Source organism: Lysobacter sp. S4-A87 (genome assembly GCF_022637455.1).
Taxonomy (GTDB): Bacteria; Pseudomonadota; Gammaproteobacteria; order Xanthomonadales; family Xanthomonadaceae; genus Lysobacter_J.
This window is the reverse complement of sequence record NZ_CP093341.1, coordinates 1,036,859-1,063,394: the sequence shown is the minus strand read 5'-3', so window position 1 is coordinate 1,063,394 and position 26,536 is coordinate 1,036,859. Positions and strand designations below refer to the sequence as shown.

Here is a 26,536-nt window from a genome sequence, read left to right as displayed (position 1 = left end):
TTCAACGCCAGCGTGCCACATTTTCCCTTGGTAACGCGCATGGTGCGCGAAAGGTTCCTGTCATGTTCAAACGCATCGCCCTGTTCCTCGCCACCAACCTGGCGGTCCTGGCCCTGCTCAGCATCGTCATGGCGGTGCTGCAGAAGTACTTCAACGTCACATTGGGAAATTCCGGCAGCCTGCTGCTGATGGCCACCTTCTTCGGCTTCGGCGGTTCGCTGATCTCGCTGATGACCTCCAAGTGGATCGCCAAGCGCTCCACCGGCGCGCACGTGATCGAGCAACCGCGCAACGAGTCCGAGCAGTGGCTGGTCAACACCGTGCGCCGCCAGGCCGAGGCCGCGGGCATCAAGATGCCGGAAGTGGCCATCTACGACGGTCCGGAGATCAACGCCTTCGCCACCGGTCCGAGCCGCAACAACTCGCTGGTCGCGGTGTCCACCGGCCTGCTGCGCGCGATGAACCGCGACGAGGCCGAGGCCGTGCTGGGCCATGAGGTCAGCCACGTCGCCAATGGCGACATGGTGACGATGGCGCTGATCCAGGGCGTGCTCAACACGTTCGTGATCGTGCTGTCGCGCGTGGTCGGTCGCGTGATCGACAGCTTCATCAGCGGCAACCGCGAGGGCGGTGGCGTCGGCATCGGTTACTACGTGATCGTGTTCGTGCTCGACATGATCTTCGGCCTGTTCGCCAGCATGATCGCGATGTGGTTCTCGCGTCACCGCGAGTTCCGCGCCGACGCCGGCGGCGCCCGCCTGGCCGGACGCGACAAGATGATCTCCGCGCTGCAGCGCCTGTCGCAGACCTACGGCGAAAGCACGCTGCCCAAGACCGTCCAGGCCTTCGGCATCAGCGGTGCGGTCGGCCACGGCCTGCGCCGGCTGCTGATGAGCCACCCGCCGCTGGAAGAGCGCATCGAGACGCTGCGCAATGCGCCGCTGGAGCAGGTGCGCGGGACTGTGGTGAGCTGATAGCTGGCTCGCTGGCTGGAATGAAAAAGCCCGCCTGTTTTTTTGGGGCTTTTCAACCGTAGCGTTATTCCCCGGGTGCGCTGCGCTTACCCGGGCTACGCGTTGGGCTGTGCAGCCATACCTCAGAACTCGTAGTCCATCGTCGGACCCGGCGACGCCAGGAAGTTGCCCTGCGCATAGTCGATCCCCGCGCCGAACAGGATGCTCATGCTGCCGGCATCCTGGACGAACTCGGCGATGGTGATCTTGCCCAGCTCGCGCGCCTTCTCGGCGATCTCGCGAACGCGCTGCTGGTGGTCGGGGTTGGCGTTCAGGTCTTCCATGTAGCTGCGGTCGATCTTCAGCAGCGCCGCATCGAAGTGGCTCAGCAGCTGGAACGAATTGAGGCCGACACCGAACTGCTCCAGCCCGACGCGCACGCCGTACTGGGCGACCTTGGCCTGGAACTCCTGGGCCGCGCGCAGATGCGTGAACACCTTCGACTCCGGCAGCTGCAGCACCAGCAAGCGACCATCGGCGCCGTGACGCGCCAACTGCTCCTGGATGAACTGCTGCAGGGTGTTGTCCTGCAGCGAAGCCTGGGTGATCTTGACCAGCATCGTGGTCTGCTTGCCGGCGCGAATGCGCTCGCCGATCACCGCAATCGCCCTGCCCACGACCCAGCGGTCGATTTCCCACAGCAGCCCGTGTTCCTCGGCGATCTGCAGGAAGGTGAGCGGCGGCACCAGTTCGCCGTGCTCGCCGCGCAGGCGCAGGTAGGCCTCGTACATTTCGATCGGCTCGCCATGCAGGCCGATCAGCGGCTGGTAATCCATCACGAAGCGGTCTGCGTCGAGCGCATCGCGGATGCGCGCGACCCAGGCTTCGACGCGCTCTTCCTCGGCACGGTCGGCTGCGCCCGGGTCGAACAGGTCGGTGCGGTTGCCGCCGACGCCACTGGCCGACTGCACGCACTGACTGGCCTTGCCGAGCACGGCGGTGACGCTGGCGATTTTTTCGCCAATCAGGACGCCACCGATGCTGACGGTGGTGCTGAGCGAGCGGTCTGCCGTCTCCAGCACATGGTCGGCGAACGCCGCCCGCAGGCGTTCGGCCAGGCCCATGCTGCTCTTGTGATTGCTGTTGCTGGTGAGCACGGCGAACTGGTGCTCGCCGAAGCGGGCAGCGACGTCGTCCGGGCCCAACGCGGCACGCAGGCGCTGCGCCATCGCCGCAATCAGCGAGTCGGCGGCGTCCAGGCCGATGTCCTGCAGCAGGCGGTTGAAGTGGTCCGGCTCGATCAGCAGCAGGCCATGGTGGGTGGCGTTCTGCGCGGCATCGGCCACGGCGTCCTCGAGCGCGCGCAGGAAGGTGGCGCGGTTGAGCAGGCCGGTGACCTGGTCGCGCTGGCGCAGTTCCTCGACCTCGCGCGCGAGCTCGGGGTCGATCTCCTGGCGGCGCAGGATCACCTGCAGGCAGGATTCGCCTTCGTAGCTGGCCTGGGTGAACTCCATCACTGCCGGGAAATGGCTCCCGTCGAGGGTTCGTGCTTCGGTCTCGTGCCGCGGCGGCGCCTCGCCCTTGCCGATCTGCTTGAGCAGTTGCTTGAAGCCATCGACCTTCTGCGGTGCGATCAGGTCGAGCAGCGACATGCCTTCGATGTCCTCGAAAGTCTCGAAGCCGAAGATTTCCAGGTACGCCGGGTTGGCGCGGATGTGCATGCCTTCGTGGATGTAGGCGATCGGCTCGCGCGACGAGTCGATCAGCGCATCGCAGCGGCGCTCGGTTTCACGCACCTGCGCTTCCAGGCGGCGCAGCGAACGGCGCGCCTCGAGGTCGGCCCATTCGCGCCGGACCCGGCTCTGGATGTGGTCGGCGTGGCCGCGCAGGATCACGCCGCGGGCGCCGAGGGTGAACATCTCGAGCAGGCGCGTGTCGTCGATGCTGTCGATCAGCATCAACACAGGCAGGTCCTTGCCGCTGGCGTCGACCGCCTGCATGACCTTGGTGATCGGCACGGCGCGCGCCTCGCGCGCGGCCAGCACGATGTCCGGCAGCGGATGCTGGCCGATCATGCTGGCCAGTTCGGCCTCGTTTTCTGGTCGCGACGGGCGCACCGCGATTCCGCTGTTGCGCAGCCCGCTGACGATGGCCTCGGCTGCCTCGACGCTATCGTCGACGATCAGCAGGCGCAGCGCCGTATCTTTGCCGAATTGCATTGCGTCACCTCCCCAAGCCGGTTTTATGACACGAACCGCGGGATGAGTCCACGCGGCAGGGGCGGAAACGGGATAGGCGACGGGGTTTCGCAGGCAAGGTCATCGATCGGGGCACGGACGCGGAGGGTGTTCGAAGCGAACACGGAGCAACGTCCAGGGGCGCGGCACGTTGACTTCGCCGGTGGTGGACGCAGGGCAGGGACCGGCAAGCTTGCCGCCGCCCGGCGACCGGCACGTTACAGCGGGCGCTTGCCCGGATCGCCGGCCACTTCGCGGACCAGTCGCGGCACGAGGTAGCCCGACAGGCGCGCGGCCAGTTCGCGGTGCAGGCGCAGGGCCGTCTCGTCGCTGACCTCGAAATGGGCCGAGCCCTGGACGCGGTCCAGCTGGTGCAGGTAGTAGGGCAGGACCCCGGCGGCGAGGCCGCGTTCGCTCAGCTCGGCCAGCGCGTCGACGGAATCGTTCACGCCGCGCAGCAGGACCGCCTGGTTCAGCAGGGTGGCGCCGGCGCCGCGCAGTTGTGCCAGCGCCGCATCGACGGCGGGATCGAATTCATTGGCGTGGTTGGCGTGCAGCACCACCGTGACCGGCCAGGGCAGGGCCCGCAGCCAGCCAAGCAGGGCCTCGTCGACCCGCTCCGGCAACACCACCGGCAGGCGGGTATGCACGCGCAGCCGCTTGAGGTGCGGAATCCGCGCCAGGGCGTCTGTCAGCTCCGCCAGCTTGGGCGTGGCCAGCGACCAGGGGTCGCCACCGGAGAGGATGACCTCGTCGATGTCGCGGTCCTGCGCGATCAGCGCCACCGCCTCGCGCCAGCCGGCGGCGGCCGCGGTCTCCTCGGCGTAGGGGAAGTGACGGCGGAAGCAGTAGCGGCAATGGATCGCGCAGCTGCCGGTGGTGACCAGAAGGGCGCGGCCGCGGTACTTGCGGATCACCCCGTGGCCGGCCTTGGCCGCGCCGTCTCCGACTGCGTCGAGGCTGAAGCCCGGCATCGGCTGCATCTCCGCATCCAGCGGCAGGACCTGCCGGAGCAATGGATCGTCCGGGTCGCCGTGGCGCATGCGGGCGACGAAACCGCGCGGGACCCGCAGCGGAAACTGGGCCGCGGCCTCGTCGGAGATGGCCAGGCCGGCGTCCTCCAGGCCCAGCATCGCCAGCAGCTCGCGCGGATCGCGCACCGCTTCGCGCCACAGCTGTTGCCAGCGCTGTGCGACGGGCGTGTGCGGAAGGGGGGCCGGCTGCATGGGGGCGTGCTGCATGGGGGCGTGCTAGAGGGCGTGCTGTAAGAGGGCGTGCTGTAAGCGGACGGGGGCTGCGGGTATCATGGCGGACCGGTTTTCCTTGCGCCGCGGCCTCGGGGCCGGGCACAACAACCCGACATTCTAGCCTCCGCCGCGGATTTGATGATCCGGTCTGACGATCCCGGCGGTCGGCGCCAAGACACTTATTCATCTAGCAGGAGTTGCACCCATGGCCACCTTGGGCATGAACGACGTCAAGAACGGCCAGAAGATCCTGGTCAACAACGACCCGTGCATCATCACCGACACCGAGTACGTCAAGCCGGGCAAGGGCCAGGCCTTCACCCGCGTGAAGTACCGCAGCATCAAGTCGGGCCGCGTGGTCGAAATGACCATGAAGGCGACCGACAACGTGGAGCAGGCCGACGTCGTCGACACCGACATGCAGTACCTGTACTCCGACGGCGAGTACTGGCACTTCATGAACCAGGAGTCGTTCGAGCAGGTCCAGGCCGACAAGGCCGGCATGGGCGGCGCCGAGAAGTACCTCAAGGGCGAGGAAGACTGCGTGGTGACGCTGTGGAACGGCACCCCGATCGCCGTGCAGCCGCCGAACTTCGTCGAGCTCAAGATCGTCGAGACCGATCCGGGCGTGCGTGGCGACACCTCCGGCGGCGGCGGCAAGCCGGCGACGCTGGAAACCGGCGCCGTGGTGCGGGTGCCGCTGTTCGTCGGCCAGGACGAAATCATCAAGGTCGACACCCGCTCGGGCGAGTACGTCAGCCGGGTCAAGTGACGATTTGGCCCGTGGCCGCGTTGCGGCCACGGCGTAGCACGGGTAAGCGAAGCGCACCCGGGGAAAACAACATCACCCCGGGTGCGGCCAATGGCCTTACCCGGGCTACGTCGTCCGGTCCCCGCCTTCGCGAAATGACGGAAAAAGGACACCCATGCACCCCGACACCCGCCCCGAAGCCTGCGACCTGTTGATCGAAGCCGGATGGGTGGTGCCGGTCGAGCCGCACGGTGTGGTCCTGGAGGACCATGCGGTGGCCATCCGCGACGGCGCCATCGTGGCGCTGCTGCCGACCCGCGAAGCACGCACGCGCTTCATCGCCGCCGAGATCGTCTCGCGGCCGGAAGCGGCATTGATCCCGGGCCTGATCAACGCGCACACCCACAACCCGATGACGCTGCTGCGCGGCATTGCCGACGACCTGCCGCTGATGGAGTGGTTGCAGGGGCACATCTGGCCGGTGGAAGGCGCGGTGATCGGTCCGGAGTTCGTCGCCGACGGCATCGCCCTGGCCATCGCCGAGATGCTGCGTGGCGGCACCACCTGCGCCAACGAGAACTACTTCTTCCCCGACGTGCAGGCCGCGGTCTACAAGCGCCACGGCTTCCGCGCCCGCGTCGGCTTGCCGGTGATCGACTTCCCGACCGCGTGGGCCAAGTCCTCCGACGAGTACTTCGACCGCGCCGGCGAGGTCCATGACCAGTGGCGCGACGACGCCCTGGTCAGCACCACCTTCGCACCGCACGCGCCATACACCGTTTCGGACGCGAACTTCGAACGCATCCGCATGCTCTCCGACCAGCTCGACGTGCCGGTGCACCTGCACACGCACGAAACCGCGCACGAGGTGGCCGAGTCGCACGAAAAGCACGGCCAGCGTCCGCTGGCGCGGCTGGACCGTCTCGGCCTGGTCAACGACCGCCTGATCGCCGTGCACATGACCCAGCTGACCGACGCCGAGATCGAGCTGTGCGCGCAGCGCGGCGTCAGCGTCGCCCATTGCCCGGAGTCCAACCTCAAGCTGGCCTCCGGGTTCTGCCCGGTCGGCAAGCTGCAGAAGGCCGGCGTCAACATCGCCATCGGCACCGATGGCTGCGCCAGCAACAACGACCTGGACATGATCGGCGAGACCCGCACCGCGGCGCTGCTGGCCAAGGCGGTCGCTTCCGACGCCTCGGCGCTCGATGCGGCCAGCGCGCTGCATGCGGCGACGCTGGGCAGCGCACGCGCGCTGGGCTACGAGGCAAAGGTCGGCTCGATCGAAGTCGGCAAGCAGGCCGACCTGGTCTGCATCGACCTGGACCAGATCGAGACCCAGCCGCTGCACCACGTGATCTCGCAGCTGATCTACGCGACCGGCCGCCAGCAGGTCAGCGATGTCTGGATCGCCGGGCAGGCCAAGCTGCGTGGACGCGTGCTGGTCGACATCGACGAGCAGGCGCTGATCGCCAACGCCAAGCAATGGCGTACGCGGATTGCCGCGATCAGACTGTCGTGACCCCCTCGTCATCCCGGCGAAAGCCGGGATCCATGTTGCGGTTGCGTTTGCTTTTGGCGCGAGCTGCAGCAAGGTCAAGATGGGTCCCGACTTTCGCCGGGATGACGGGAGGTTTCTGATGGCGGATACATTTTTGCTGTCTCCCCGAGGAGACAATCGAGGTTCGAAGGCATGAGCGCTTCATCCAAACCCAACGACAGCAACTTCAACCAGGCCGAGCTCGACAAGTTCGGCGCGCTTGCGCAGCGCTGGTGGGACCCGCAGGGGCCGCAGAAGGCATTGCACGCGCTCAATCCGGCCCGGCTGGGCTACGTCGCCCAGCGCGCCGCGCTGCAGGGCGCGCGCGTGCTCGACGTCGGCTGCGGCGCCGGCCTGCTCAGCGAGGCGATGGCGGGCGAGGGCGCGCAGGTCACCGCGCTCGACCTGGCTCCCGAGCTGGTCAAGGTCGCGCGCCTGCACGGCCTGGAAACCGGCGTCAAGGTCGACTACCGGCTGCAGTCGGTCGAGTCGCTGGCCGCGGAGATGGCGGGCCAGTTCGAGGCGATCACCTGCATGGAAATGCTCGAGCACGTACCGGACCCCGGTTCGATCATCCGTGCCTGCACGACGTTGCTGCGCCCGGGCGGACGCCTGTTCCTGTCGACGCTCAACCGCACGCCGGCGGCATTCGCCCTGGCCATCGTCGGCGCCGAATACGTCGCCCGCGTATTGCCGCGCGGCACCCACCAGTACCGCGACTTCATCAAGCCGTCGGAGCTGGGCGCGTGGCTGCGCGACGCAGGGATGCAGCTGGAAGATGTCAGCGGGCTGATGTACGAGCCGTGGCGCAACAGCGCCCGCGTGATCGGCCGCACCGACGTCAACTACCTGGCGTGCGCGTTGAAGCCGGAGGCCTGACGCGCCATGCCCGCAAACGCACACACCCCGCAGTTCCCCCGCGCCGTCCTGTTCGACCTCGATGGCACCCTGCTCGACAGCGCGCCGGACATGGTCGCTGCGATCGATGCGATGCGCGCTGCGCGCGGGCAGCCGTCGATGCCGCTCGACGAACTGCGCCCGCATGTGTCCAAGGGCGCGCGCGCCATGGTCGCGGCGGCATTCCCGCAGGTCGACGAGCCGCAGCGCGAAAGCTGGATCCCGGAATTCCTCGACCACTACGAGCGCGAGCTCGGTCGCCACGGCCGGCTGTTCGACGGCGTCGACGCGATGCTGGCGGCATTGGAAGCGGCCGGCAGTACCTGGGGCATCGTCACCAACAAGCCCGAATACCTGGCCCGCCAGCTGATGCCGGTACTGGGCTGGGAGCAGCGTTGCGCGGTGCTGATCGGTGGCGACACCCTGACGCGGCGCAAGCCTGACCCGTTGCCGCTGACCGTCGCCGCCGAGCGCATCGGCATCGAACCGACGCAGTGCATCTATGTCGGCGACGACGAGCGCGACATCCAGGCGGCACGCGCCGCCGGCATGCCGTCGGTGGTCGCGCTGTGGGGTTATCGCCTCGACGGCGACGACCCGGCGGCATGGCTGGGTGACGTCATGATCGAAACCCCGGCCGAGCTGGTGGTTGCCGCCACGTGGCCGGTGCCGCGATGAGCGAGCCGTTGCCCGTGGCCGTTGCCGACGGCGGCAGCAGCGACGCGCTGGACAGTTTTCTCGACAAGTTCCGCGCGCGCTGGCCCGAGTGGGCCGTGGTGCAGGTGTTCGTGCCGCAGGCGCAGCGCGACATCGCGCTGGCCTGGGCGACGCTGCTGCAGGAACTGACCGATGCGGCGTGGGGCGGCAGCGATGCGCGTCCGGGCGAGGCCAAGCTGGCGTGGTGGAGCGAAGAGCTGCACGGCTGGTCGCAAGGCGCACGCCGCCATCCGCTGGGCATCGCCCTGCAGAAGCTGCCGGCGCCGTGGAAGACGCTGGCGGCAGCCTTGCCGGCGCTGCGCGAAAGCCGTGAGCGCCCGCGTGACCTGGAAGACGCCTATGCGTCGCTGCAGACGTTCGCGCAGGCCGCGGCCCGCATCGAGGCAGTGCTGTTCGGCGGCGCGGACGTGCCGGATGCAACCGCCGCCGCGACAGAGCTTGCTGATCCGGCCGAGCGCCTTGTTACTGCGGGGCTGCTGTATTCACGCCTGGCGCACGTCGGCGAATCGGCTGCGCCGCTGGCGACACTGGCCCGTACCGAGGGCCTGTCGGTGGCCCACGCCTGGGCGGCCGAGCTGCTGCGGACCTGGCCGACGGCAAGCGCAGCCACGCGGCCGCGCCGGCTGTGGTCGGCCCTGGCCCGGCAGCGACTGCGCCGGGGCGATGCGACGCTGCCATTGCCGCCCTGGAGCGCGCTGCTGACCGGATGGCGCGGTGCGCGGGGCAACTGAGGCCAGCCCGGCACGATCCCAGCGGCGACGCCGCAACTGACTGTTGCAGGCCTCGCCGCAGGGCGGTCACGGGTGCCCGCTACAATGGCCCGGCTTGCGCCCCCCGGCGCCAACCCCATATCCCTTGCCGTGACCACGATCCCGCAAACCCCGCGCCGTCTCCCCGATGTCGCCTTCGACGCCGCCGCCGCGGCGCGACCGCTCGACTGGGTTGGCATGTCCAACATCGCCCTGCCGCTGCGCGTGACCTCGGCCGACGGCGACACCATGACCGTTGCCGCCTCGGTCGACGTCTCCGTCGACCTCAAGGACGCCAACGCCCGCGGCATCCACATGTCGCGCATGTACCTGCAGCTGCAGAACGCCTTCGCCAGCGAGACGGTCACCCCGGCCGGCCTGCGCCGCGTGCTGCAGACGCTGATCGACAACCAGGGCGGCATCTCCAGCGCCGCGCGCCTGGTGGTCCGCTACGAACAGCTGCTGCTGCGCAAGGCGCTGGCCAGCGACAACGCCGGCTGGAAGCGCTACCCGGTCGAGATCGACGCGAGCCTGCGTGAAGGGCACCTGCGCCTGGCCCTGCGTTTCGCGGTTGAGTACTCAAGCACGTGCCCGGCCTCCGCCGCGCTGTCGCGCCAGCTCAATGCCGATCGCTTCGCCGAGGATTTCGCCGGTGCGCGACCGCTGTCGAATGCCGTCGTCGGCGAGTGGCTGGCATCGGAACGCGGCCTGGCCGCGACCCCGCATGCCCAGCGCAGCCGCGCCGACGTCCGCGTCGAGCTGCGCCCGGCCTTCGACGAACTGCCGCTGGCGGCGCTGATCGACGCCCTCGAGCAGGCGCTCGGCACGCCCGTGCAGACCGCGGTCAAGCGTGAAGACGAGCAGGCCTTTGCCCGCCTCAACGCCGAGAACCTGATGTTCTGCGAAGACGCCGCCCGCCGCGTCGCCGCCGCCTTGTCGGCCGACCCGCGGATCGAGCATTTCGACGCCGAAGTGGCCCATTTCGAGAGCCTCCACGCGCACGACGCGGTGGCACGGGTCAGCGGCCAGGGCGCCCAGGCGTAACGCCCGGGCCCCGCTGTGAAGGGTCGCAGGATGGCCCTTATTCGACGATAGGCGCGCCCGCTCCGCCGGGCGGTTTCGCGACGGCCGTCTCACTTGGGCTATGCTGACTGCGTAACCAGGGGGCCGGTCCGGATCATGGGGAAACCCGCGCGTCGGTGGTGGCAAGCTGCAGTTGCCGTGTTGGGAATGCTGGTGGCGACCTCCGTGTCGGCGCAGCATTTCGACGTGGCGCGACTGGATGGCGATCCACTTCCGGTGCAGGTGCTGGCAGGCGAGCTTGATGGCGAATTCGCCCAGGTCGAAGGCCAGTCGGTATTCGAAACCTCGTCGCAGCCGCGCTGGTGGCGACTGACCGCGCGCGAGGCGGTGGCCCCGGCCGACGCACCCAACCTGGTCCTGCGCTTTCCCCACCTCAACCAGGTCGAAGTCTGGCGACCCGGCGAAGCCATGCCGGTACGCCGCGGACTGATCGGATCGGTTGCCGACCGCACCGTGTCCACGCGCGCGCTGGTCGTGCCGCTGCCGCAAGGTCTGGCGACGGGCGAGCAGATCTACCTGCGCGTGCACATGCTCAGCCCGTCACCGATGCCGGTGGCCATCGAATCGCTGACGGACGTCCACCGCCACGACCTGAGCCACGTCGCCCTGCGCACACTCGTGCTGGGCACGCTGCTGGTGCTGGCGATGCTCGCCTTCGGCTTCTGGATCGGCATCGGCGAGCGCAGCTATGTCTACCTGTTCATGGCGATGTTCGCCCAGGCGCTGTACCAGGCCTGCATTGGCGGCGAACTGCGGATCCTGCCCTGGCTGGCCGACCTGATCGGCTACGACCCGCGCGTGGGACGCATGTTCGGCATGTTGACGGTGCTGGCCAGCAACAGCTTCCTGGCCTTCTACCTGAGCCTGCCGGAACGGCAACCGCGGTTGATGAAGGTCCTGCATGGCTGCAATGCCGTGCTGTTGATCCTGATGCTAGCCACGGTCGCCAGTGCCGCCAGCGCGATCGCGCTGACCGGCAACCTGGTGCTCCTGGTATCGGCGGCGATCATGTTCGTCGCCAGCGTCGTCGGCTGCTTCCAGCGCCAGCGCGAGGCCTACTTCATGCTGCTGTCGTGGTCGCCGATGGTGGTGCTGGTGATCCTGCGCATGGGCGAGCTGCTCGGCGGCTGGCGCAATCCGGAGTGGCTGGAGTACGCGCTGCCGATTGGCTTTGCACTGGGTGGGCTGGTGCTGACGATCGGCCTGACCGACCACATGCACCAGCTGCGCCGCGACCGCGACCACGCCAGCCGCCTGGCGACCTATGACGTGCTGACCGGCGCGTTGACGCGCTCGGCGATCGAGGAACGACTGGAGGCGCTGGTCGAGTCGGCGCAGCGCGGTCGCCGGCCGCTGTCGGTGGTGTTCTTCGACGTCGATCATTTCAAGCGCATCAACGACGAGCACGGCCACCGCATCGGCGACCAGACCTTGCGCATCATCTCGCTGCGCACGCGCAACCGGCTGCGCACCTACGACATGTTCGGCCGCTTCGGCGGTGACGAGATCCTGGTGGTGCTGCCGGACACGCAGTTGCGCGAGGCACTCGGCGTGGCCGAGAACCTGCGCGTTTCGGTCAACTGCCGGCCGCTATCGATCGACGGCCGCCTGTTCCCGGCCACGCTCAGTCTCGGCGTTGCCGAGCTGCATCACGGCGAGAGCGTGGAGAAGCTGCTCGAGCGCGCCGACGCGGCGCTGTATGCGAGCAAGGAAACGGGGCGGGATCGCGTCACCGGCTACACCGCCTCGCGCCTGCGCGCGACAGCGGAGACGGTCTGACGCGGCAGCAGGTCACTTCGCTGCGGCGGTCGAACCGTTGCCGTGCTCGAGTACCAGCAGCGGATCCATGCGCACGTCGAACCAGTTCATGCCCCAGTGCAGGTGCGGCCCGGTGGCACGACCGGTGGCCCCGACCTTGCCGATCACCTGGCCCTGCTGGACGCGGTCGCCGACCTTCACGTCGATCCGCGACAGGTGCAGGAAGTTCGAACTGACGCCGTGGCCGTGGTCGATCAGCAGCGTGCCGCCGGTGAGGTACAGGTCCGGCGCGGCGAACGTCACCACGCCCGCGGCGGGGGCCTTGATCGGCGTGCCGCTGGGCGCGGCGATGTCCATTCCCGAATGCGGTGACTTGGGCGTGCCGTTGTAGACGCGCTGGTTGCCGAAGCGCCCGCTGATGCGGCCCTGCACCGGCCAGATGAATGACTGCGCATAGTCGTCGCGGTCGTCGTCGCGCACGCGCGCGGCGGTGACCTGCGCCTGCTCGCGTTCGATGCGCGCGGCGATCTCCGGCGGTGGATCGACGGTCTTGGGCGGTACGCCGTTGATGTTCTCCACCGGCCAGTCGCGCGCGGAAACGGCGATGGCGTTGACCACCGCGTTGCCGTCGGCATCGGTGATCTTCACCGAGAGCGGGCCCTTGGCGTCGCGACCGACGCCAAACGCGAAGGTGCCATCAGGCGAAACGCGCAGGCGCCGGCCGTCGTATTCGACGATGGCGTCGGGCGCGGCCAGGCCGATCACCAGCGACCCCTGTGGCACGCTGGTCGGGAGGAACGCGGCATGGAACCGCTGGCCCTGCACCTGCGAATCGGGCGCCTGCCGCGCGCTTGCTGCACCGGACAGCGCCAGGACCTGGAGCGCCAGCACTGCCGCGATGCGCAATCTCATCTATCGAAGGCCAGGCGCTGGCCCTGCGGCGTGCCGACCAGGCGCCGACCGTCCCAGACCAGCTCGCCGTTGACCCAGGTCGAGGCAATGCGCGAATGGAAGGTGGTGCCCTCGAACGGCGACCAGCCGCACTTCGACAGCACGTCCTCGCGCTGCACGGTGAACGGCGTGTCGTCGATCAGCACCAGGTCGGCCGCGTAGCCTTCGCGCAGGAAGCCGCGGCCCTGGACGTCGAACAGCTGCGCCGGTGCATGGGCGAACTTCTGCACGACCTGGGCTGTGGTCAGGCGGCCTTCGTGGACCAGCTCCAGCGCGGCATTGAGCGCGTACTGCACCAGCGGCAGGCCGCTCGGCGCGGACGCGTAGGGACGCGCCTTCTCCTCCAGCGTGTGCGGTGCGTGGTCGGTGGCGAGCACGTCGATGACATCATCGACCAGCGCCTGGATCAGGGCCTCACGGTCGCTGGCGTCCTTGATCGCCGGGTTGCACTTGATCAGGTTGCCCAGGCGCTCGTAGTCGGCGCGGTCGAAGCGCAGGAAATGGATGCAGGTTTCGGCCGTGATGCGCTTGCGCGTGCCGTCGCCGCGCAGCAGCGGGCCACGTTCGAACAGGGCCAGCTCGTCGGCGGTGCTGATGTGCAGCACGTGCAGGCGCGAGTTGTGCTTCTTCGCCAGCGACAGCGCCAGCTGCGTCGACTTCATGCACGCTTCGCGCGAGCGGATGTCGGGATGGCAGGCCGCGGGGATGTCGTCGCCGTACTTGGCCTTGTAGCGGGCCATCTCGGCGTCGATCATCGGCGTGTCTTCGCAGTGCGTGATGATCGGTGTCGGTGCGTCGCGGAAGATCCCGTCCAGGATGTCGGGGTTGTCGACCAGCATGTTGCCGGTGGATGCGCCCATGAACACCTTGATGCCCGGCGCGGTGCGCGGGTCGAGCGACTGGATCGCGGCGAGGTTGTCGTTGCTCGCGCCCATGTAGAAGCCGAAGTTGCCCCAGGCGCGGCCGGTGGCGCGCTGGTACTTGTTCTCCAGCGCCGCCGCGTCGAGCGTGGGCGGGTTGGTGTTGGGCATGTCCATGAAGGTGGTCAGGCCGCCGGCCACGGCCGCGGCCGACTCGGTGGCGATGTCGGCCTTGTACTCCAGGCCCGGCTCGCGGAAGTGCACCTGGTCATCGATCATGCCAGGCAGCAGCCGGCGCCCGCCGGCATCGACCACCGTTTCGCCGTCGCGGGCGGACAGGCCGCTGCCGATCTGGGCGATGCGGCCGGCTTCGATGCGCAGGTCGCCGTCGAATTCCCGGCCTTCGTTGACCAGGCGGGCGTTGACGATCAGTGTCGACATGTGTGCTTTCCGTGGAGGGGCTCTGGCACCGGATCGTGCCCGCCGGGGTGCAGGGGATGGCAGCGCAGGATCCGCCGGACGGCCAGCCAGCTGCCCTTGAGGGCACCAAAACGGGCGACCGCCTGCATGGCGTATTCCGAGCAGGTGGGATGGAAACGACAACGCGGCCCGAGCAGTGGACTGATCCAGCGCTTGTAGCCGCGAAGCATGGCAATGAGGAGGCGGTCGATCACGATTCCTTAATGCGGTCAAGCACTTGAATGTGCGGTTGCCGCAGGTGCCGGGGCAGGGTATAACAGCGCGCTTTCCCGTCACAAGGCTTCCGGTTCGGACGATCCGCAGCGGATCGCTTGAACCGTGCGGAACCGGCACGATGTATGGCTCCGTACCGGCATTCCGGCACTTGTACGCCGTGATGCAAAGTCGGGCATGCTGTGGCCTTAGCACGCTGGCCTTAATTCAGCCTTCGAACCCAGGTTCGGAGGTCCTCAGGGGAACAGAAGGACAAGTCGCTCGTGGCAGTGAAAAAAACCGCGAAGAAGGCCGCCAAGGCCGTCAAGAAGACCGTCAAGCCGGCCGCAAAGAAGGCTGTGTCCAGCAAACCCGCAGCGAAAAAGGCGGTAGCCAAGAAGCCGGCCGCCAAGAAGGTCGCCAGCAAGAAGCCGGTCGCCAAGAAGGCGGCCCCGGTGAAGAAGCCGGTCGCCAAGAAGGCCGTGGTCGCCAAGAAGGCGCCCGTCAAGAAGGCGGCCGTCGCCAGGAAACCCGTCGCCAAGAAGGCGGTACCGGCCAAGAAGCCGGTCGCCAGGAAGGCGGCGCCCGTGAAGCCGGCCACCAAGCCGGCAGCCGTCAAGACGGCAGCAGTAAAGCAAGCTCCCGCGAAGCAGGCCGCTCCGGCCAAGCCCGCGCCGAGCAAGGCCCTCCCCCGTAACGAGGGCAAGCCCGCCGCCAAGCCGGAGAGCAAGCCCGTCGTCGTCAAGAAACCCGCACCGCGTCCGGCCACCAAGTCAGCATCGGTGGAACCGGCCGTAAGCAAGCCTCAAGTTGCCAAGAATCCAGTGACGCAATCCGCATCCAACAAGGCGCCTGCGAAAGCGGCGGCCGCCAGTATCCCAGCGACCAAAACCGCTCCACGTCCGACCGGCAAGGTAGCCGTCGCCGTCGTCGCCAAGCCGCAGGCCCCTGCGCCGAAAGGCAAGGTCAAGGTCGTGCCGTACACCACCGATGAATCCAGCGGACGCCCCATCGTCCCGACGGGCTATCGCCCGGCGACCGACGAGGAGTACATGAATCCGCTCCAGCTCGAGTATTTCCGTCAGCGCCTGCTGCGTTGGCGCACGGATCTGGTCGAGGAATCCAAGCAGACCATCGAGAACCTCAAGGACGAAGTGCGTGATGTCGGCGACGAAGCCGAGCGCGCGACCCGCGAGACCGAGAACTCGCTGGAGCTTCGCACCCGCGACCGTTACCGAAAGCTGATCAGCAAGATCGACAGCACGCTCAAGCGCGTCGATTCGGGCGACTACGGTTACTGCGTCGATACCGGCGAGGAAATCGGCCTGGAACGCCTCGAGGCGCGCCTCACCGCCGAGCGCACGATCGATGCTCAGGAGCGCTGGGAGCACATGCAAAAGCAGATGGGCGACTAGGTTTTGCGCCGACTGCCTGTGGAAAAAGCCCGGCTTATGCCGGGCTTTTTTTGGCTTCGTGTCTCTGCGCGAGTTGGCAGGCCTCCGTCTGCGGAGTGGCGTCGTCCGCCGACCCGGGGATTGCTCCGCCCCTTCGTCGGCTCAGTGCAGATCGCGCAAATCCAGTCGACGCAGCTTCGGCGCAAGTTTCGCCGTGATGCCCACCACCGTCAGCGTCATGCAGCCGCCGAAGATCACCGAAGGCACCAGGCCGAGCAGACGTGCGGCCACACCGGATTCAAACGCACCCAGCTCGTTCGACGAGCCGATGAAGATGCCGTTGATCGACGACACCCGACCACGCATGTGATCAGGCGTAGCCAACTGCAGGATCGTCGAACGCAGCACCACCGACACACCGTCGCACATCCCCGACAGCATCAACATCAACGCCGACAGCCACAGATGGCGCGACAGCGCGAAACCGATGATGCACAGGCCGAAACCCGCCACCGCCACCAGCAACACGCGACCGGCATGGCGTTGCAGCGGTCGACGTGCCAGGACGATGCCTACCAGCACCGCGCCAACGGCGGGTGATGCACGCAACAGGCCGAGCGCCTCTGGCCCGTAATGCAGGATCTCGTTGATGAAGGCCGGCAACAGCGCCACCGCACCGCCAAACAGCACCGAGAACATGTCCAGCGCCTGCGCACCGAGCACGACCTGCGTCCTGAAGACGAATTGCAGCCCCTCGCCAATGCTCTTGAACACCGGCGCACGCTCGGCCGGCATCGGCGGCTCGGTCACGCGCACCGCAATCACCGCGATCGCCGCGGCAAGGGCAAAACCCGCGGCCACCAGATACGCCGAGGTCTTGCCGCCCCAGGCGACCAGCAGGCCACCCATCGCCGGGCCCATCACCAGGCCCGTCTGCATCACCACGCTGCTGACGCCGGCGCCTCGCGCGAATTGCTCACGCTTGAGCACGCGCGCGAACAGCGACATGTAGACCGGTGCCAGGAACGCCCGGACCACGCCGTTGACCGCGATGGCCGCATAGATCGTGAGCGTGCCGAAACCGGCGATGCCGGCCGGCAGTACGCCGCCGGCGACGGCGGCCAGCGTCAATGTCGTGACCAGCAACCCCAGGCAGGCCGCCATGCCCAGCTTGCGCCGGGGCAGATGGTCGACCGCGTAGCCGGCGAACAGGGCGAAACAGAAGTACGGAATCACCTCGGCCAGGCCGATCAGGCCAAGGGCGAACGGGTCGCGGGTGAGTTCGTATACGTGCCAGCCGACCGTCACCGCGACGATCTGGTAGGACAGCATCGCCAGCAGGCGATAGGTCAGCAGGCCGGTGAAACCGCGGTTGCGCAGTAGCTCGGAGACGCCCGGGACGGGCAGGGCGTCAGCGTCGGCAGTCATTGCGCGGCAACGCCGGGTCGACGCGGCCGCGCCGCAGCCGCGGCGTCATCGTGGGCGTCGTGGCAACCGGTCACAGCCGCAGCCGGGCCTGGTCGCGGATGAAACCGAGGATGGCGGCCAGGCCGTTGCTGCGGGTAGGCGAGAGGTGCTTGGCCAGGCCGATGTCGGCGATGTAGTTGGCATCGGTGGCGGCGATCTGCGCCGCGCTGCGGCCCGAGTACACGCGCAGGGCCAGGTAGATCAGGCCCGAGACGATCGCCGAGTCGCTGATGGCATGGAAGTCGAGGCGGTCGGCGTCGCCCTCGGCGACGATCCACACCATCGACTGGCAACCGTGCAGGCGATGTTCCTCGGTCTTCCACTCGTCCGGCAGGTCGGGCAGCTTGCGGCCCAGGTCGATCAGGTACTGGTAGCGCTCGGACCAGTCGCCGAAGAAGGCGAACTCGTCGCGGATCGCGGCCTGCGCCTCGCTGGGCGAGGCTTCGATGGGGAAAGGACTGGCGGGGGCGGCGATGGCGTTCATCGGGGGAATTTTACGCCCGTACAGGTGCTGCCCGTGTGCGGATGCTGGTTTGTCATTCCCGAAGTCGCTGGATCCCCGCCTTCGCGGGGATGACTGCATGGGGTGTGGCGACCAGGCGGCTAGGCCCGCTTCCAGCGCACGCCCTGGGCCGTGTCCTCGAGCAGGATGCCCTCGCCGGCGAGCTGGTCGCGGATGGCGTCGGCGCGGGCGAAGTCGCGCGCCTTCTTGGCCGCGATGCGCTCGTCGATCAGCGCCTGGATGCGGTCGTCATCCTCGTTGCCGGCACCGCGCGAGAACCACTGCGCCGGGTCCTGCTGCAGCAGGCCCAGGGCGAGACCGGCACCGAGCAGTTCGCCCTTGAGGCGCGCGCGTTCGTCGGCCGACTCGGCCTTGCGCGCATCGCCGGCAATGCGGGCGATCTCGGCCAGCACCTGCGGGGTGTTGAGGTCATCGTCCAGCGCGGATTCGATGCCGGCCGGGATCACCAGCGGCGTCGCCACCGTGCAATCGGCCAGATCACGCAACGTCCCGTAAAGCCGATCGAGCGTGCGCACGCTCTGTTCGATCAGGCCATCGGACCACTCCAGCGGCTGCCGGTAATGCGCCGACAGCAACGCCAGGCGCAGCGCCTCGGGCGGGTACTCGCGCACCAGGTCGTGCACGCGCTGGATGTTGCCCACCGACTTGGCCATCTTGGCGCCGCCGAAGTTGAGCATGCCGTTGTGCAGCCAGTGGCGGGCGAAGACCCGGCCGCCGTGCGCGCACTCGCTCTGGGCGATCTCGTTCTCGTGGTGCGGGAACTGCAGGTCGACGCCGCCGGCATGGATGTCGATGGTCTCGCCCAGGTGGGCGGCGGCCATCGCCGAGCACTCGATGTGCCAGCCCGGGCGACCACGGCCCCACGGCGAGTCCCAGCCGGGGAGGTCGTCGGTGGAGGGCTTCCACAGCACGAAGTCGCCCGGATCGCGCTTGTAGGGGGCCACGTCGACGCGGGCGCCGGCCAGCATTTCTTCGGGGTCGCGGCGCGAAAGCTTGCCGTAGTCGGGGTAGCTGGCGACCGAGAACAGCGCATGGCCTTCGGCCGCATAAGCGTGGCCGACCTCGATCAGACGCTCGATCATGGCGATGATCTGGCCGATGTGGGCCGTCGCTTCCGGCTCCAGGTCCGGGGCCTTCACGCCCAGCGCAGCCATGTCCTCGCGGTAGGCGGCGGCGAAGCGGCTGGTGATCGCCGAAATGGGCACGCCCTGTTCGCGGGCCGCGTTATTGATCTTGTCGTCGACGTCGGTGATGTTGCGGGCGTAGGCCAGCGCGCCGAACCGGCGGCGCAGCAGCTCGGCCAGGACCCCGAAGACGACCGGGCCGCGGGCATTGCCGATGTGAACGAAGTTGTAGACCGTGGGCCCGCACACGTACATGGTCGGGCGGGCGGGGTCGAGGGGCACGAACGGCTCGACCCGTCGCGTCAGGCTGTTGAAAAGGTGCAGGCTCATGGGGGGTACCGCCGGAGTTGCGGTCATTCTAGCGGCTGATCGAGGCGACCTGCGCCGTGCCGGTCGTCCGGGCGGCGACCGGAGCAAGGGACCACCTTGCCGTTTCGGCCGGTAGTCTAAAGGCGGGGTTCAGACCTCGGCCCCGGTCTGCGCTTACAATTTCTAAACAATTATGACTCCGCGAGTGTGATGGACCGTCCAGTTCCGCTTCCGACCGCCGTGACCTGGACTGTCCTGCTGGGACTGGTGCTGGCTGCCTGGCCCGGCACGGAGGCGAGGGCGCAGAACACGGTCATCCAGGCCGAGAACGTCCGCTTCGACTACGCCCAGGTGCTGCGGGTGACACCGGTCTACCAGACGCTCAAGGCCAACACGGTCGAGCAGAAGTGCGAAGGCGACTCGCGCCTGTCGCGGGTGGTCGGTGCGGTCAAGGAAGCGCTGACCCGCGAAGAGAAAGAGCAGCAGGACAACAAGTGCAAGCCGGTGACGGTCGAGCGCGAGTACCGCCGCCCGATCGCCTACGACGTCGATTACACCTACAAGGGCGCCAAGTTCCGTTCGCGCCTGGCCGAGGATCCGGGCAACCGCCTGCGCATCCGGGTGTCGGTGACGCCGGTCGTGGCGCCCGCTGGCGACCGCTGAGCGCCCCTCCACAGCCGGAAGCTTGCGCCCGCCGCGGGTGCATGCGAGCATGCGCGCCTCAATGAACGCCCACTACGCCGACGCCGACGTCCTGACCTCCGCCTACATGGCGGCGGGGATGACCTCGCGTGCTCGCCGACCGCATACCTGCCATCCAGCTGGGTAACGGTCACTAGCGCGTCTTGCAACAGACGAAGTGACACACGAAAAGCCCAGCCTACGCGCTGGGCTTTTTTGCTTTCAGGACCCGCGCAGCGTCCCACCTTCCTCCCCATACGATCACCGGAACCGCACTCGATGACCGCTCTTGGCAACAGACACTTCCTCAACACCCAGGACTGGTCGCGCGCCGACCTCGACGCGCTGCTGGCGCAGGCCGCCGAGTTCAAGCGCAGCAAGGCCGGCGAGCAGCTCAAGGGCAAGTCGATCGCCCTGGTGTTCTTCAATCCGTCGATGCGCACCCGCACCAGCTTCGAGCTGGGCGCGTTCCAGCTCGGCGGCCATGCGGTGGTGCTGCAGCCGGGCAAGGACGCGTGGCCGATCGAGTTCAACCTCGGCACGGTCATGGACGGCGATACCGAGGAGCACATCGCCGAGGTCGCCAAGGTGCTCGGCCGCTACGTCGACCTGATCGGCGTGCGCGCGTTCCCGAAGTTCGTCGACTGGCAGTACGACCGCGAGGACATCGTCCTCAAGAGCTTCGCCAAGTACTCGCCGGTGCCGGTGATCAACATGGAGACGATCACCCATCCGTGCCAGGAGCTGGCGCACATCCTCGCGCTGCAGGAGCACTTCGGCACCAGCGACCTGCGCGGCAAGAAGTACGTGCTGACCTGGACCTACCACCCCAAGCCGCTCAACACGGCGGTGGCCAACTCGGCGCTGACGATCGCCACGCGCATGGGCATGGACGTGACCCTGCTGTGCCCGACGCCCGACTACATCCTCGATCAGCGCTACATGGACTGGGCCGAGCAGAACGTCGCCGAGAGCGGCGGTTCGCTCGCCGTCAGCCATGACATCGAAAGTGCCTACAGCGGCGCAGACGTGGTCTACGCCAAGAGCTGGGGCGCATTGCCGTTCTTCGGCAACTGGGGCCCGGAAAAGCCCATTCGCGACCAGTACAAGCACTTCATCGTCGACGAGGCGAAGATGGCGCTGACCAACAACGGCGTCTTCAGCCACTGCCTGCCGCTGCGGCGGAACGTGAAAGCGACCGATGCGGTGATGGACTCGCCGCAGTGCATCGCCATCGACGAGGCCGAGAACCGTCTGCACGTGCAGAAGGCGATCATGGCCGCCCTGATCGGCCGCTGATTCGCATACAGCCCCTCTCCCGCTCGCGGGAGAGGGGTAGGGGTGAGGGCAGCCAGCCGCTGCCAAGCCCCGTTTGCCCCCACCTCACCCTCCCTGCAAGCGGGGAGGGGCAGATCACAAACGAGACAAGAACATGAGCAAAGACATCGTCCTCGCCTTCTCCGGCGGCCTCGACACCAGCTTCTGCGTGCCCTACCTGAAGGAGCGCGGCTGGAACGTGCACACCGTGTTCGCCGACACCGGCGGCGTCGATGCCGAAGAGCGCGCCTTCATCGAGGAGCGCGCGGCCGAACTGGGCGTCGCCTCGCACGTCACCGTCGACGGCGGCCCGGCGATCTGGGAAGGCTTCGTCAAGCCGTTCGTCTGGGCCGGCGAGGGCTACCAGGGCCAGTACCCGCTGCTGGTGTCCGACCGCTACCTGATCGTCGAAGCCGCGCTCAAGCGTTGCGAGGAGCTCGGCACGAAGGCGATCGCGCACGGCTGCACCGGCATGGGCAACGACCAGGTGCGTTTCGACCTGGCCGTGAAGGCGCTGGGCGACTACGAGATCGTGGCGCCGATCCGCGAGATCCAGAAGGAGCACACCGAGGTTCGCGCCTACGAGCAGAAGTACCTGGAGGAGCGCGGCTTCGGTGTGCGCGCCAAGCAGAAGGCCTACACGATCAACGAGAACCTGCTCGGCCTGACCATGTCCGGCGGCGAGATCGACCGTTGGCAGGCGCCGGGCGAGGGTGCGGTCGGCTGGTGCAAGCCACGCAGCGAATGGCCGGCGCAGGCGTTGCGGGTGAAGGTCAGCTTCGTCAACGGCGAGGCGGTTGCGCTCGACGACGAGAAGATGGACGGCCACAAGATGCTGGCCAGGCTCAACGGCCTGTTCGCGCAGTACGGCGTCGGCCGCGGCCTGTACACCGGCGACACCACGATCGGCCTGAAGGGCCGCATCATCTTCGAGGCGCCGGGCCTGACCGCGCTGCTGACCGCGCACCGCGCACTGGAAGAAGCCGTGCTGAGCAAGCAGCAGAACCGCTTCAAGCCGGACGTGGCGCGCAAGTGGGTGGAGCTGGTGTACGAGGGCTTCTTCCACGATCCGCTCAAGACCGACCTGGAAGCATTCCTGCAGTCGAGCCAGTCGACCGTCAATGGCGACGTCGTGCTGGAAACGCAGGGCGGCCTGGTCAGCGCGGTGGCGATCGAGTCCAGGCACATCCTCAATGCCAAGGGCGCGACCTACGCCCAGGCGGCGGACTGGGGCGTGGCCGAGGCCGAGGGCTTCATCAAGCTGTTCGGCATGAGCAGCACGCTGTGGGCTGAGATCAACCGCAAGTAACCGGCCATGCTCGCAAAAACCCTCAAGCACCTCGACGCCCTGGTCTCGTACGACACCCGCAATCCACCGCGGGACATCGGCACCGGTGGCATCTTCGATTACCTGCGCTCGCAGCTGACCGGTTTCCGCATCGAGGTCACCGACCACGGCGACGGCGCGGTGTCGATGCTGGCCGTGCGCGGCAATCCCACGCGCCTGTTCAACGTGCATCTGGACACGGTGCCGTCGTCGGAAGCGTGGAGCGCCGATCCGCACAGGCTGCGCGTCACCGCCGACCGCGCGATCGGACTGGGTGCCTGCGACATCAAGGGCGCCGCGGCCGGACTGGTGACCGCCGCCTCGGTGACGCAGGGCGATGCCGCCTTCCTGTTCTCGACCGACGAGGAGGCCAACGATGCCCGTTGCGTTGCCGCGTTCCTGGGCAGCCAGCACGGCTTCAACGAAGTCGTCGTTGCCGAGCCGACGCAGTGCGAGGCGGTGCTGGCCCATCGCGGCATCAGCTCGGTGCTGCTGCGCTTCCGCGGCGTTGCCGGCCATGCGTCGGGTGCGAATGCGATGCAGGCCAGTGCCTTGCACCAGGCGATCCGCTGGGGCGGGCACGCGCTGGACTACGTCGAGAGCCAGGCGCACCAGCGTTTCGGCGGCCTGACCGGTTTGCGCTTCAACATCGGTCGCGTCGAAGGCGGGATCAAGGCCAACATGATCGCGCCGAGCGCGGAACTGCGTTTCGGTTTCCGTCCGCTGCCGTCGATGTCGATCGACGCGCTGCACGAGCGTTTCGGCACGCTGGTCGAGGCCGGTGCGATCGAGCGTTACGAGGAAACCTTCCGCGGTCCTTCGCTGCCGTCGGGAGACGTTGCCGATGCCGAGCAGCGGCGCCTGGAGGCCCGCGACCTGGCCGATGCACTGCAGCTGCCGATCGGCAATGCCGTCGATTTCTGGACCGAGGCCTCGCTGTTCTCCAACGCCGGCATGACCGCGCTGGTCTATGGCCCGGGTGATATCGCCCAGGCCCATACCGCCGACGAATGGGTGGCCCTGGAACAACTGCAGCGCTACACCGACTCCATCATCCGGATTCTGGATTGAACTCCATAGCAATGAACGATTCTCGTGACATCCAGACTCGCCAGACCATCGTGCGCCTGCTTTCGAGCATGGCCAGTGCGAAGGAAATCTCGCAGTACCTGAAGCGTTTCTCCCAGCTCGATGCCAAGCGCTTCGCCGTGGTCAAGGTCGGCGGCGCCGTGCTGCGCGACGACCTCGAGGCGCTGACGTCCTCGCTAGCGTTCCTGCAGGACGTCGGCCTGACCCCGATCGTGATCCACGGCGCCGGGCCGCAGCTCGACGACGAGATGGCCGCCGCCGGCATCGTCAAGCAGACCGTCAACGGCCTGCGCGTGACTTCGCCGGAAGCACTGGCGATCGTGCGCCGCGTGTTCCAGTCGCAGAACCTCAAGCTGGTCGAGGCGCTGCAGGCGTTCGATGCGCGCGCTACGTCAATCGTGTCAGGCGTGTTCGAGTCCGAATACCTGGACCGCGACACTTACGGCCTGGTCGGCGAAGTGCAACGCGTCAACCTGGCGCCGATCGAGGCCAGCCTGCGCGCCGGCTCGATCCCGGTCATCGCCAGCCTCGGCGAGACCGCCGGTGGCCAGATCCTCAACGTCAACGCCGACTTCGCCGCCAACGAGCTGGTGCAGAAGCTGCAGCCGTACAAGATCGTGTTCCTGACCGGCACCGGTGGCCTGCTCGACGATGCCGGCAAGGTCATCGACTCGATCAACCTGTCGACCGAGTACGAGCACCTGATGTCGCAGCCGTGGATCAACGGCGGCATGCGCGTGAAGATCGAACAGATCAAGGACCTGCTCGACAAGCTGCCGCTGACCTCGTCGGTGTCGATCACCAAGCCGGCGGAACTGGCCAAGGAACTGTTCACCCACAAGGGCTCGGGCACGCTGGTGCGCCGCGGCGAGCGCGTGCTGCAGGTCACCCGCTGGGGCGAGCTCGACCTGGAACGCCTGCGCGGCCTGATCGAATCGGCCTTCGGCCGTCGCCTGATGCCGGACTATTTCGAGCGCACCACGCTGCACCGTGCCTATGTCAGCGAGAACTACCGCGCCGCGGTGATCCTCACCCAGGAGGACGCCGGCATCTACCTCGACAAGTTCGCCGTGCTCGACGAGGCGCAGGGCGAAGGCCTTGGCCGCGCCGTGTGGCACGTCATGCGCGAGCAGAATCCGCGCCTGTTCTGGCGTTCGCGCCACGGCAATCCGGTCAATCCGTTCTACTACGCCGAGTCTGACGGCTGCATCAAGCAGGAGAAGTGGAAGGTGTTCTGGTACGGCATGGATGGCTTCGACGAGATCGAACGCTGCGTCGAGCATTGCTCGGGGCGCACGGCGACGTTGAAGGACTGAGATGCCAGCGACCGCCGACCACTGGAGCGTCGTCCCGACCCTGCGCGGCCAGCACGTCGCGCTGGAGCCGCTGCAGGCGGCCCATGCCGGGGACTTGCGCGCCGCGCTCGGCGCCGGCGAGCTGTCGCGCCTGTGGTACACCAGCGTGCCGGCGCCGGAGCAGGTCGAGTCGTACATCAGCGCCGCGCTGGACGTGCAGGACCAGGGCAAGGCCATGGCATTCGCGGTGCGCGACGCCAGTGGCGACATCGTCGGCAGCACCCGCTATTACGACCTCGACCAGTCCGTTCCGCGCGTGCAGATCGGCTACACCTGGTACGCCCCGAAGGTGCAGCGCACCGGCCTCAACACCGAGGCCAAGCTGCTGTTGCTTGGCCATGCCTTCGAGACCATGGGCAGCATCTGCGTCGGCTTCGAGACCAGCTGGTTCAACCTGGCATCGCGCGCAGCCATCGCCCGGCTCGGTGCCAAACAGGACGGAATCCTGCGCAGCCACCGGCGCCATGCCGACGGCAGCGTGCGCGACACCGTGGCCTTCTCGATCATCGAATCGGAATGGCCGGCGGTGAAACGCAATCTTCTTCACAAGTTGCAGAACCATGGAGCATCCGGACGTGACTAAGTCCGTTGGCATCGTCGGCGCGCGCGGTTACGTCGGCGCCGAACTCATCCGCCTGATCGCCGCGCACCCGGTATTCGAACTCGCGTTCGTGTCCTCGCGCGAGCTGGTCGGGCAGCGCGTCGCCGACCATATCCCGGAGTACCAGGGTGAGCTGCGCTACAACTCGCCCTCGCACGAGGAGTTGCCGGCGCCGGGCGCCGACGCGGTCGTGCTGGCGCTGCCCAACGGCAAGGCCGCGGCGTGCGTGGCGGCGTTCGACGCGGCCGGCGCCGATCCCGTCATCGTTGACCTTTCGGCCGACTACCGTTTCGACGACGGCTGGTACTACGGCCTGCCGGAGCTCACCCGCGGCCAGTACAGCGGCCAGCGCCGCATCAGCAATCCCGGCTGCTATGCCACGGCGATGCAGCTGGCAGTCGCGCCGATGCTCGACGCGCTTGCAGGTCCGGTGCAGTGCTTCGGTGTGTCGGGCTATTCCGGCGCCGGCACCTCGCCTTCGGACAAGAACGACCCCGGCAAGCTGCGCGACAACCTGATGCCGTACGCGCTGACCAACCACGTGCACGAGCGCGAAGTCACCCGCCAGCTTGGCCACGAAGTGCAGTTCCTGCCGCACGTGGCGCCGCATTTCCGCGGGCTCACCATCACCGCCAACCTGCCGCTGGCCAGGGCCTTCGCGCGCGAAGAGGTGGTGTCGCGCTATGTTGACCGCTACGCAGGCGAGCCGCTGGTCGATGTCGGCGACGAGGCCCCCTGGGTCAGCGCGATTGCCGGGCGCCACCATGTCGAGCTCGGCGGCTTCACCCTGACGCCCGACGGCAAGCGCCTGGTGGTGGTTGCCACCGAGGACAACCTGCTCAAGGGTGCGGCGACGCAGGCGTTGCAGAACCTCAACCTGGCGTTTGGCCTGGACGAAATGGCCGGCATCACGCGCTGACCCCACGCACCAAGGAAT

The 26,536-nt window shown here is 67.8% G+C and carries 24 protein-coding genes; 16 read left to right on the top strand and 8 right to left on the bottom strand.

The genetic code is table 11. The features are described 5' to 3' along the window. Positions 1 to 62 precede the first annotated feature (62 nt). Complete coding sequence (htpX, locus tag MNR01_RS04715) at positions 63 to 974, top strand: protease HtpX (protein ID WP_241919806.1); 912 nt, start codon at positions 63 to 65, stop codon at positions 972 to 974. 122 nt (positions 975 to 1,096) lie between these two features. Here the strand turns inward: htpX and MNR01_RS04710 are convergent, their stop codons facing one another. Both MNR01_RS04710 and epmB read right to left on the bottom strand, forming a co-directional pair. Continuing rightward, complete coding sequence (locus MNR01_RS04710) at positions 1,097 to 3,172, bottom strand: EAL domain-containing protein (RefSeq protein WP_241919805.1); 2,076 nt, start codon at positions 3,170 to 3,172, stop codon at positions 1,097 to 1,099. Positions 3,173 to 3,408: 236 nt separating this feature from the next. After that, on the bottom strand, positions 3,409 to 4,416 hold the full coding sequence (epmB, locus tag MNR01_RS04705) for an EF-P beta-lysylation protein EpmB (protein ID WP_241919804.1): 1,008 nt from the start codon (positions 4,414 to 4,416) through the stop codon (positions 3,409 to 3,411). 226 nt (positions 4,417 to 4,642) lie between these two features. Between epmB and efp the strand changes: the two genes are divergently transcribed. The 7 genes from efp to MNR01_RS04670 all read left to right on the top strand — a co-directional run bounded on the left by efp (position 4,643) and on the right by MNR01_RS04670 (position 11,950). Further along, the gene (gene efp / locus MNR01_RS04700) at positions 4,643 to 5,209 is read left to right on the top strand and encodes an elongation factor P (RefSeq protein ID WP_200604668.1); all 567 of its coding nucleotides are present in this window, start codon (positions 4,643 to 4,645) and stop codon (positions 5,207 to 5,209) included. A 154-nt stretch (positions 5,210 to 5,363) separates the two neighbouring features. Next, positions 5,364 to 6,707: a TRZ/ATZ family hydrolase gene (locus tag MNR01_RS04695; RefSeq protein WP_241919803.1), complete on the top strand. Its 1,344-nt coding sequence runs from the start codon at positions 5,364 to 5,366 to the stop codon at positions 6,705 to 6,707. A 171-nt stretch (positions 6,708 to 6,878) separates the two neighbouring features. Then, positions 6,879 to 7,604 (top strand): bifunctional 2-polyprenyl-6-hydroxyphenol methylase/3-demethylubiquinol 3-O-methyltransferase UbiG, encoded by a 726-nt coding sequence (ubiG, locus tag MNR01_RS04690; protein WP_241919802.1) that lies wholly within the window; start codon positions 6,879 to 6,881, stop codon positions 7,602 to 7,604. 6 nt (positions 7,605 to 7,610) lie between these two features. After that, complete coding sequence (locus tag MNR01_RS04685) at positions 7,611 to 8,300, top strand: phosphoglycolate phosphatase (RefSeq protein ID WP_241919801.1); 690 nt, start codon at positions 7,611 to 7,613, stop codon at positions 8,298 to 8,300. Further along, positions 8,297 to 9,070 carry a phytoene/squalene synthase family protein gene (locus MNR01_RS04680; protein WP_241919800.1) on the top strand — a complete coding sequence of 258 codons (774 nt, stop codon included), beginning with the start codon at positions 8,297 to 8,299 and terminating at the stop codon, positions 9,068 to 9,070. Before MNR01_RS04685 ends, MNR01_RS04680 begins: the two co-directional genes overlap by 4 nt. 129 nt (positions 9,071 to 9,199) lie before the next feature. Then, a complete protein-coding gene (gene folE2, locus MNR01_RS04675) occupies positions 9,200 to 10,132 on the top strand; it encodes a GTP cyclohydrolase FolE2 (RefSeq protein ID WP_241919799.1) in 933 nt (310 codons plus the stop codon). Positions 10,133 to 10,324: 192 nt separating this feature from the next. Then, the gene (locus MNR01_RS04670) at positions 10,325 to 11,950 is read left to right on the top strand and encodes a diguanylate cyclase (protein ID WP_241919798.1); all 1,626 of its coding nucleotides are present in this window, start codon (positions 10,325 to 10,327) and stop codon (positions 11,948 to 11,950) included. A 12-nt stretch (positions 11,951 to 11,962) separates the two neighbouring features. Here MNR01_RS04670 and MNR01_RS04665 read toward each other — a convergent pair whose 3' ends face one another. From MNR01_RS04665 to yidD, 3 genes are read right to left on the bottom strand one after another with little or no spacing between them, the layout of a single operon-like run. Beyond that, on the bottom strand, positions 11,963 to 12,841 hold the full coding sequence (locus tag MNR01_RS04665; protein ID WP_241919797.1) for a M23 family metallopeptidase: 879 nt from the start codon (positions 12,839 to 12,841) through the stop codon (positions 11,963 to 11,965). Next, the gene (locus MNR01_RS04660) at positions 12,838 to 14,181 is read right to left on the bottom strand and encodes a dihydroorotase (RefSeq protein ID WP_241919796.1); all 1,344 of its coding nucleotides are present in this window, start codon (positions 14,179 to 14,181) and stop codon (positions 12,838 to 12,840) included. Before MNR01_RS04660 ends, MNR01_RS04665 begins: the two co-directional genes overlap by 4 nt. Beyond that, positions 14,169 to 14,390 (bottom strand): membrane protein insertion efficiency factor YidD, encoded by a 222-nt coding sequence (yidD, locus tag MNR01_RS04655; protein ID WP_207527161.1) that lies wholly within the window; start codon positions 14,388 to 14,390, stop codon positions 14,169 to 14,171. The genes MNR01_RS04660 and yidD overlap by 13 nt, the downstream gene beginning before the upstream one ends. A 306-nt stretch (positions 14,391 to 14,696) precedes the next feature. Here yidD and dksA point away from each other — a divergent pair, with 306 nt between their 5' ends. Next, entirely contained in the window at positions 14,697 to 15,827 is a 1,131-nt protein-coding gene (dksA, locus tag MNR01_RS04650) for an RNA polymerase-binding protein DksA (RefSeq protein ID WP_241919795.1), read from the top strand. 141 nt (positions 15,828 to 15,968) lie between these two features. Here the strand turns inward: dksA and MNR01_RS04645 are convergent, their stop codons facing one another. The 3 genes from MNR01_RS04645 to cysS form a co-directional block, all read right to left on the bottom strand. Continuing rightward, complete coding sequence (locus MNR01_RS04645; protein WP_241919794.1) at positions 15,969 to 17,234, bottom strand: MFS transporter; 1,266 nt, start codon at positions 17,232 to 17,234, stop codon at positions 15,969 to 15,971. 70 nt (positions 17,235 to 17,304) lie between these two features. Continuing rightward, a complete protein-coding gene (locus tag MNR01_RS04640) occupies positions 17,305 to 17,757 on the bottom strand; it encodes a SufE family protein (protein WP_241919793.1) in 453 nt (150 codons plus the stop codon). Positions 17,758 to 17,876: 119 nt separating this feature from the next. Beyond that, positions 17,877 to 19,250 carry a cysteine--tRNA ligase gene (cysS, locus tag MNR01_RS04635; RefSeq protein WP_241919792.1) on the bottom strand — a complete coding sequence of 458 codons (1,374 nt, stop codon included), beginning with the start codon at positions 19,248 to 19,250 and terminating at the stop codon, positions 17,877 to 17,879. Positions 19,251 to 19,469: 219 nt separating this feature from the next. Here cysS and MNR01_RS04630 point away from each other — a divergent pair, with 219 nt between their 5' ends. The 7 genes from MNR01_RS04630 (at position 19,470) to argC (ending at position 26,518) form a co-directional block, all read left to right on the top strand. Further along, positions 19,470 to 19,892 (top strand): hypothetical protein, encoded by a 423-nt coding sequence (locus MNR01_RS04630; protein WP_241919791.1) that lies wholly within the window; start codon positions 19,470 to 19,472, stop codon positions 19,890 to 19,892. A gap of 297 nt (positions 19,893 to 20,189) precedes the next feature. Beyond that, the gene (locus tag MNR01_RS04625; RefSeq protein WP_241919790.1) at positions 20,190 to 21,209 is read left to right on the top strand and encodes an N-acetylornithine carbamoyltransferase; all 1,020 of its coding nucleotides are present in this window, start codon (positions 20,190 to 20,192) and stop codon (positions 21,207 to 21,209) included. A gap of 133 nt (positions 21,210 to 21,342) precedes the next feature. Further along, positions 21,343 to 22,536, top strand: coding sequence for an argininosuccinate synthase (locus MNR01_RS04620; protein ID WP_241919789.1), 1,194 nt, complete (start codon positions 21,343 to 21,345; stop codon positions 22,534 to 22,536). Between the two features lie 6 nt (positions 22,537 to 22,542). Next, the gene (locus MNR01_RS04615) at positions 22,543 to 23,625 is read left to right on the top strand and encodes an acetylornithine deacetylase (RefSeq protein ID WP_241919788.1); all 1,083 of its coding nucleotides are present in this window, start codon (positions 22,543 to 22,545) and stop codon (positions 23,623 to 23,625) included. A gap of 11 nt (positions 23,626 to 23,636) precedes the next feature. Continuing rightward, entirely contained in the window at positions 23,637 to 24,959 is a 1,323-nt protein-coding gene (locus MNR01_RS04610; protein ID WP_241919787.1) for an acetylglutamate kinase, read from the top strand. Between the two features lies 1 nt (position 24,960). Further along, positions 24,961 to 25,581, top strand: coding sequence for a GNAT family protein (locus tag MNR01_RS04605; RefSeq protein ID WP_241919786.1), 621 nt, complete (start codon positions 24,961 to 24,963; stop codon positions 25,579 to 25,581). After that, positions 25,559 to 26,518 (top strand): N-acetyl-gamma-glutamyl-phosphate reductase, encoded by a 960-nt coding sequence (gene argC, locus MNR01_RS04600; RefSeq protein WP_241919785.1) that lies wholly within the window; start codon positions 25,559 to 25,561, stop codon positions 26,516 to 26,518. The genes MNR01_RS04605 and argC overlap by 23 nt, the downstream gene beginning before the upstream one ends. Positions 26,519 to 26,536 lie beyond the last annotated feature (18 nt).

Coding starts and splice junctions, on each gene's coding strand:
- MNR01_RS04625 (WP_241919790.1), top strand. CDS start 20,190: ATGACCGCTCTTGGCAACAGACACTTCCTCAACACCCAGGACTGGTCG.
- MNR01_RS04645 (WP_241919794.1), bottom strand. CDS start 17,234: ATGACTGCCGACGCTGACGCCCTGCCCGTCCCGGGCGTCTCCGAGCTA.
- MNR01_RS04710 (WP_241919805.1), bottom strand. CDS start 3,172: ATGCAATTCGGCAAAGATACGGCGCTGCGCCTGCTGATCGTCGACGAT.
- MNR01_RS04620 (WP_241919789.1), top strand. CDS start 21,343: ATGAGCAAAGACATCGTCCTCGCCTTCTCCGGCGGCCTCGACACCAGC.
- MNR01_RS04695 (WP_241919803.1), top strand. CDS start 5,364: ATGCACCCCGACACCCGCCCCGAAGCCTGCGACCTGTTGATCGAAGCC.
- MNR01_RS04660 (WP_241919796.1), bottom strand. CDS start 14,181: ATGTCGACACTGATCGTCAACGCCCGCCTGGTCAACGAAGGCCGGGAA.
- efp (WP_200604668.1), top strand. CDS start 4,643: ATGGCCACCTTGGGCATGAACGACGTCAAGAACGGCCAGAAGATCCTG.
- argC (WP_241919785.1), top strand. CDS start 25,559: ATGGAGCATCCGGACGTGACTAAGTCCGTTGGCATCGTCGGCGCGCGC.
- epmB (WP_241919804.1), bottom strand. CDS start 4,416: ATGCAGCCGGCCCCCCTTCCGCACACGCCCGTCGCACAGCGCTGGCAA.
- MNR01_RS04685 (WP_241919801.1), top strand. CDS start 7,611: ATGCCCGCAAACGCACACACCCCGCAGTTCCCCCGCGCCGTCCTGTTC.
- MNR01_RS04615 (WP_241919788.1), top strand. CDS start 22,543: ATGCTCGCAAAAACCCTCAAGCACCTCGACGCCCTGGTCTCGTACGAC.
- ubiG (WP_241919802.1), top strand. CDS start 6,879: ATGAGCGCTTCATCCAAACCCAACGACAGCAACTTCAACCAGGCCGAG.
- cysS (WP_241919792.1), bottom strand. CDS start 19,250: ATGAGCCTGCACCTTTTCAACAGCCTGACGCGACGGGTCGAGCCGTTC.
- htpX (WP_241919806.1), top strand. CDS start 63: ATGTTCAAACGCATCGCCCTGTTCCTCGCCACCAACCTGGCGGTCCTG.
- MNR01_RS04680 (WP_241919800.1), top strand. CDS start 8,297: ATGAGCGAGCCGTTGCCCGTGGCCGTTGCCGACGGCGGCAGCAGCGAC.
- MNR01_RS04640 (WP_241919793.1), bottom strand. CDS start 17,757: ATGAACGCCATCGCCGCCCCCGCCAGTCCTTTCCCCATCGAAGCCTCG.
- MNR01_RS04610 (WP_241919787.1), top strand. CDS start 23,637: ATGAACGATTCTCGTGACATCCAGACTCGCCAGACCATCGTGCGCCTG.
- MNR01_RS04665 (WP_241919797.1), bottom strand. CDS start 12,841: ATGAGATTGCGCATCGCGGCAGTGCTGGCGCTCCAGGTCCTGGCGCTG.
- yidD (WP_207527161.1), bottom strand. CDS start 14,390: ATGCTTCGCGGCTACAAGCGCTGGATCAGTCCACTGCTCGGGCCGCGT.
- MNR01_RS04605 (WP_241919786.1), top strand. CDS start 24,961: ATGCCAGCGACCGCCGACCACTGGAGCGTCGTCCCGACCCTGCGCGGC.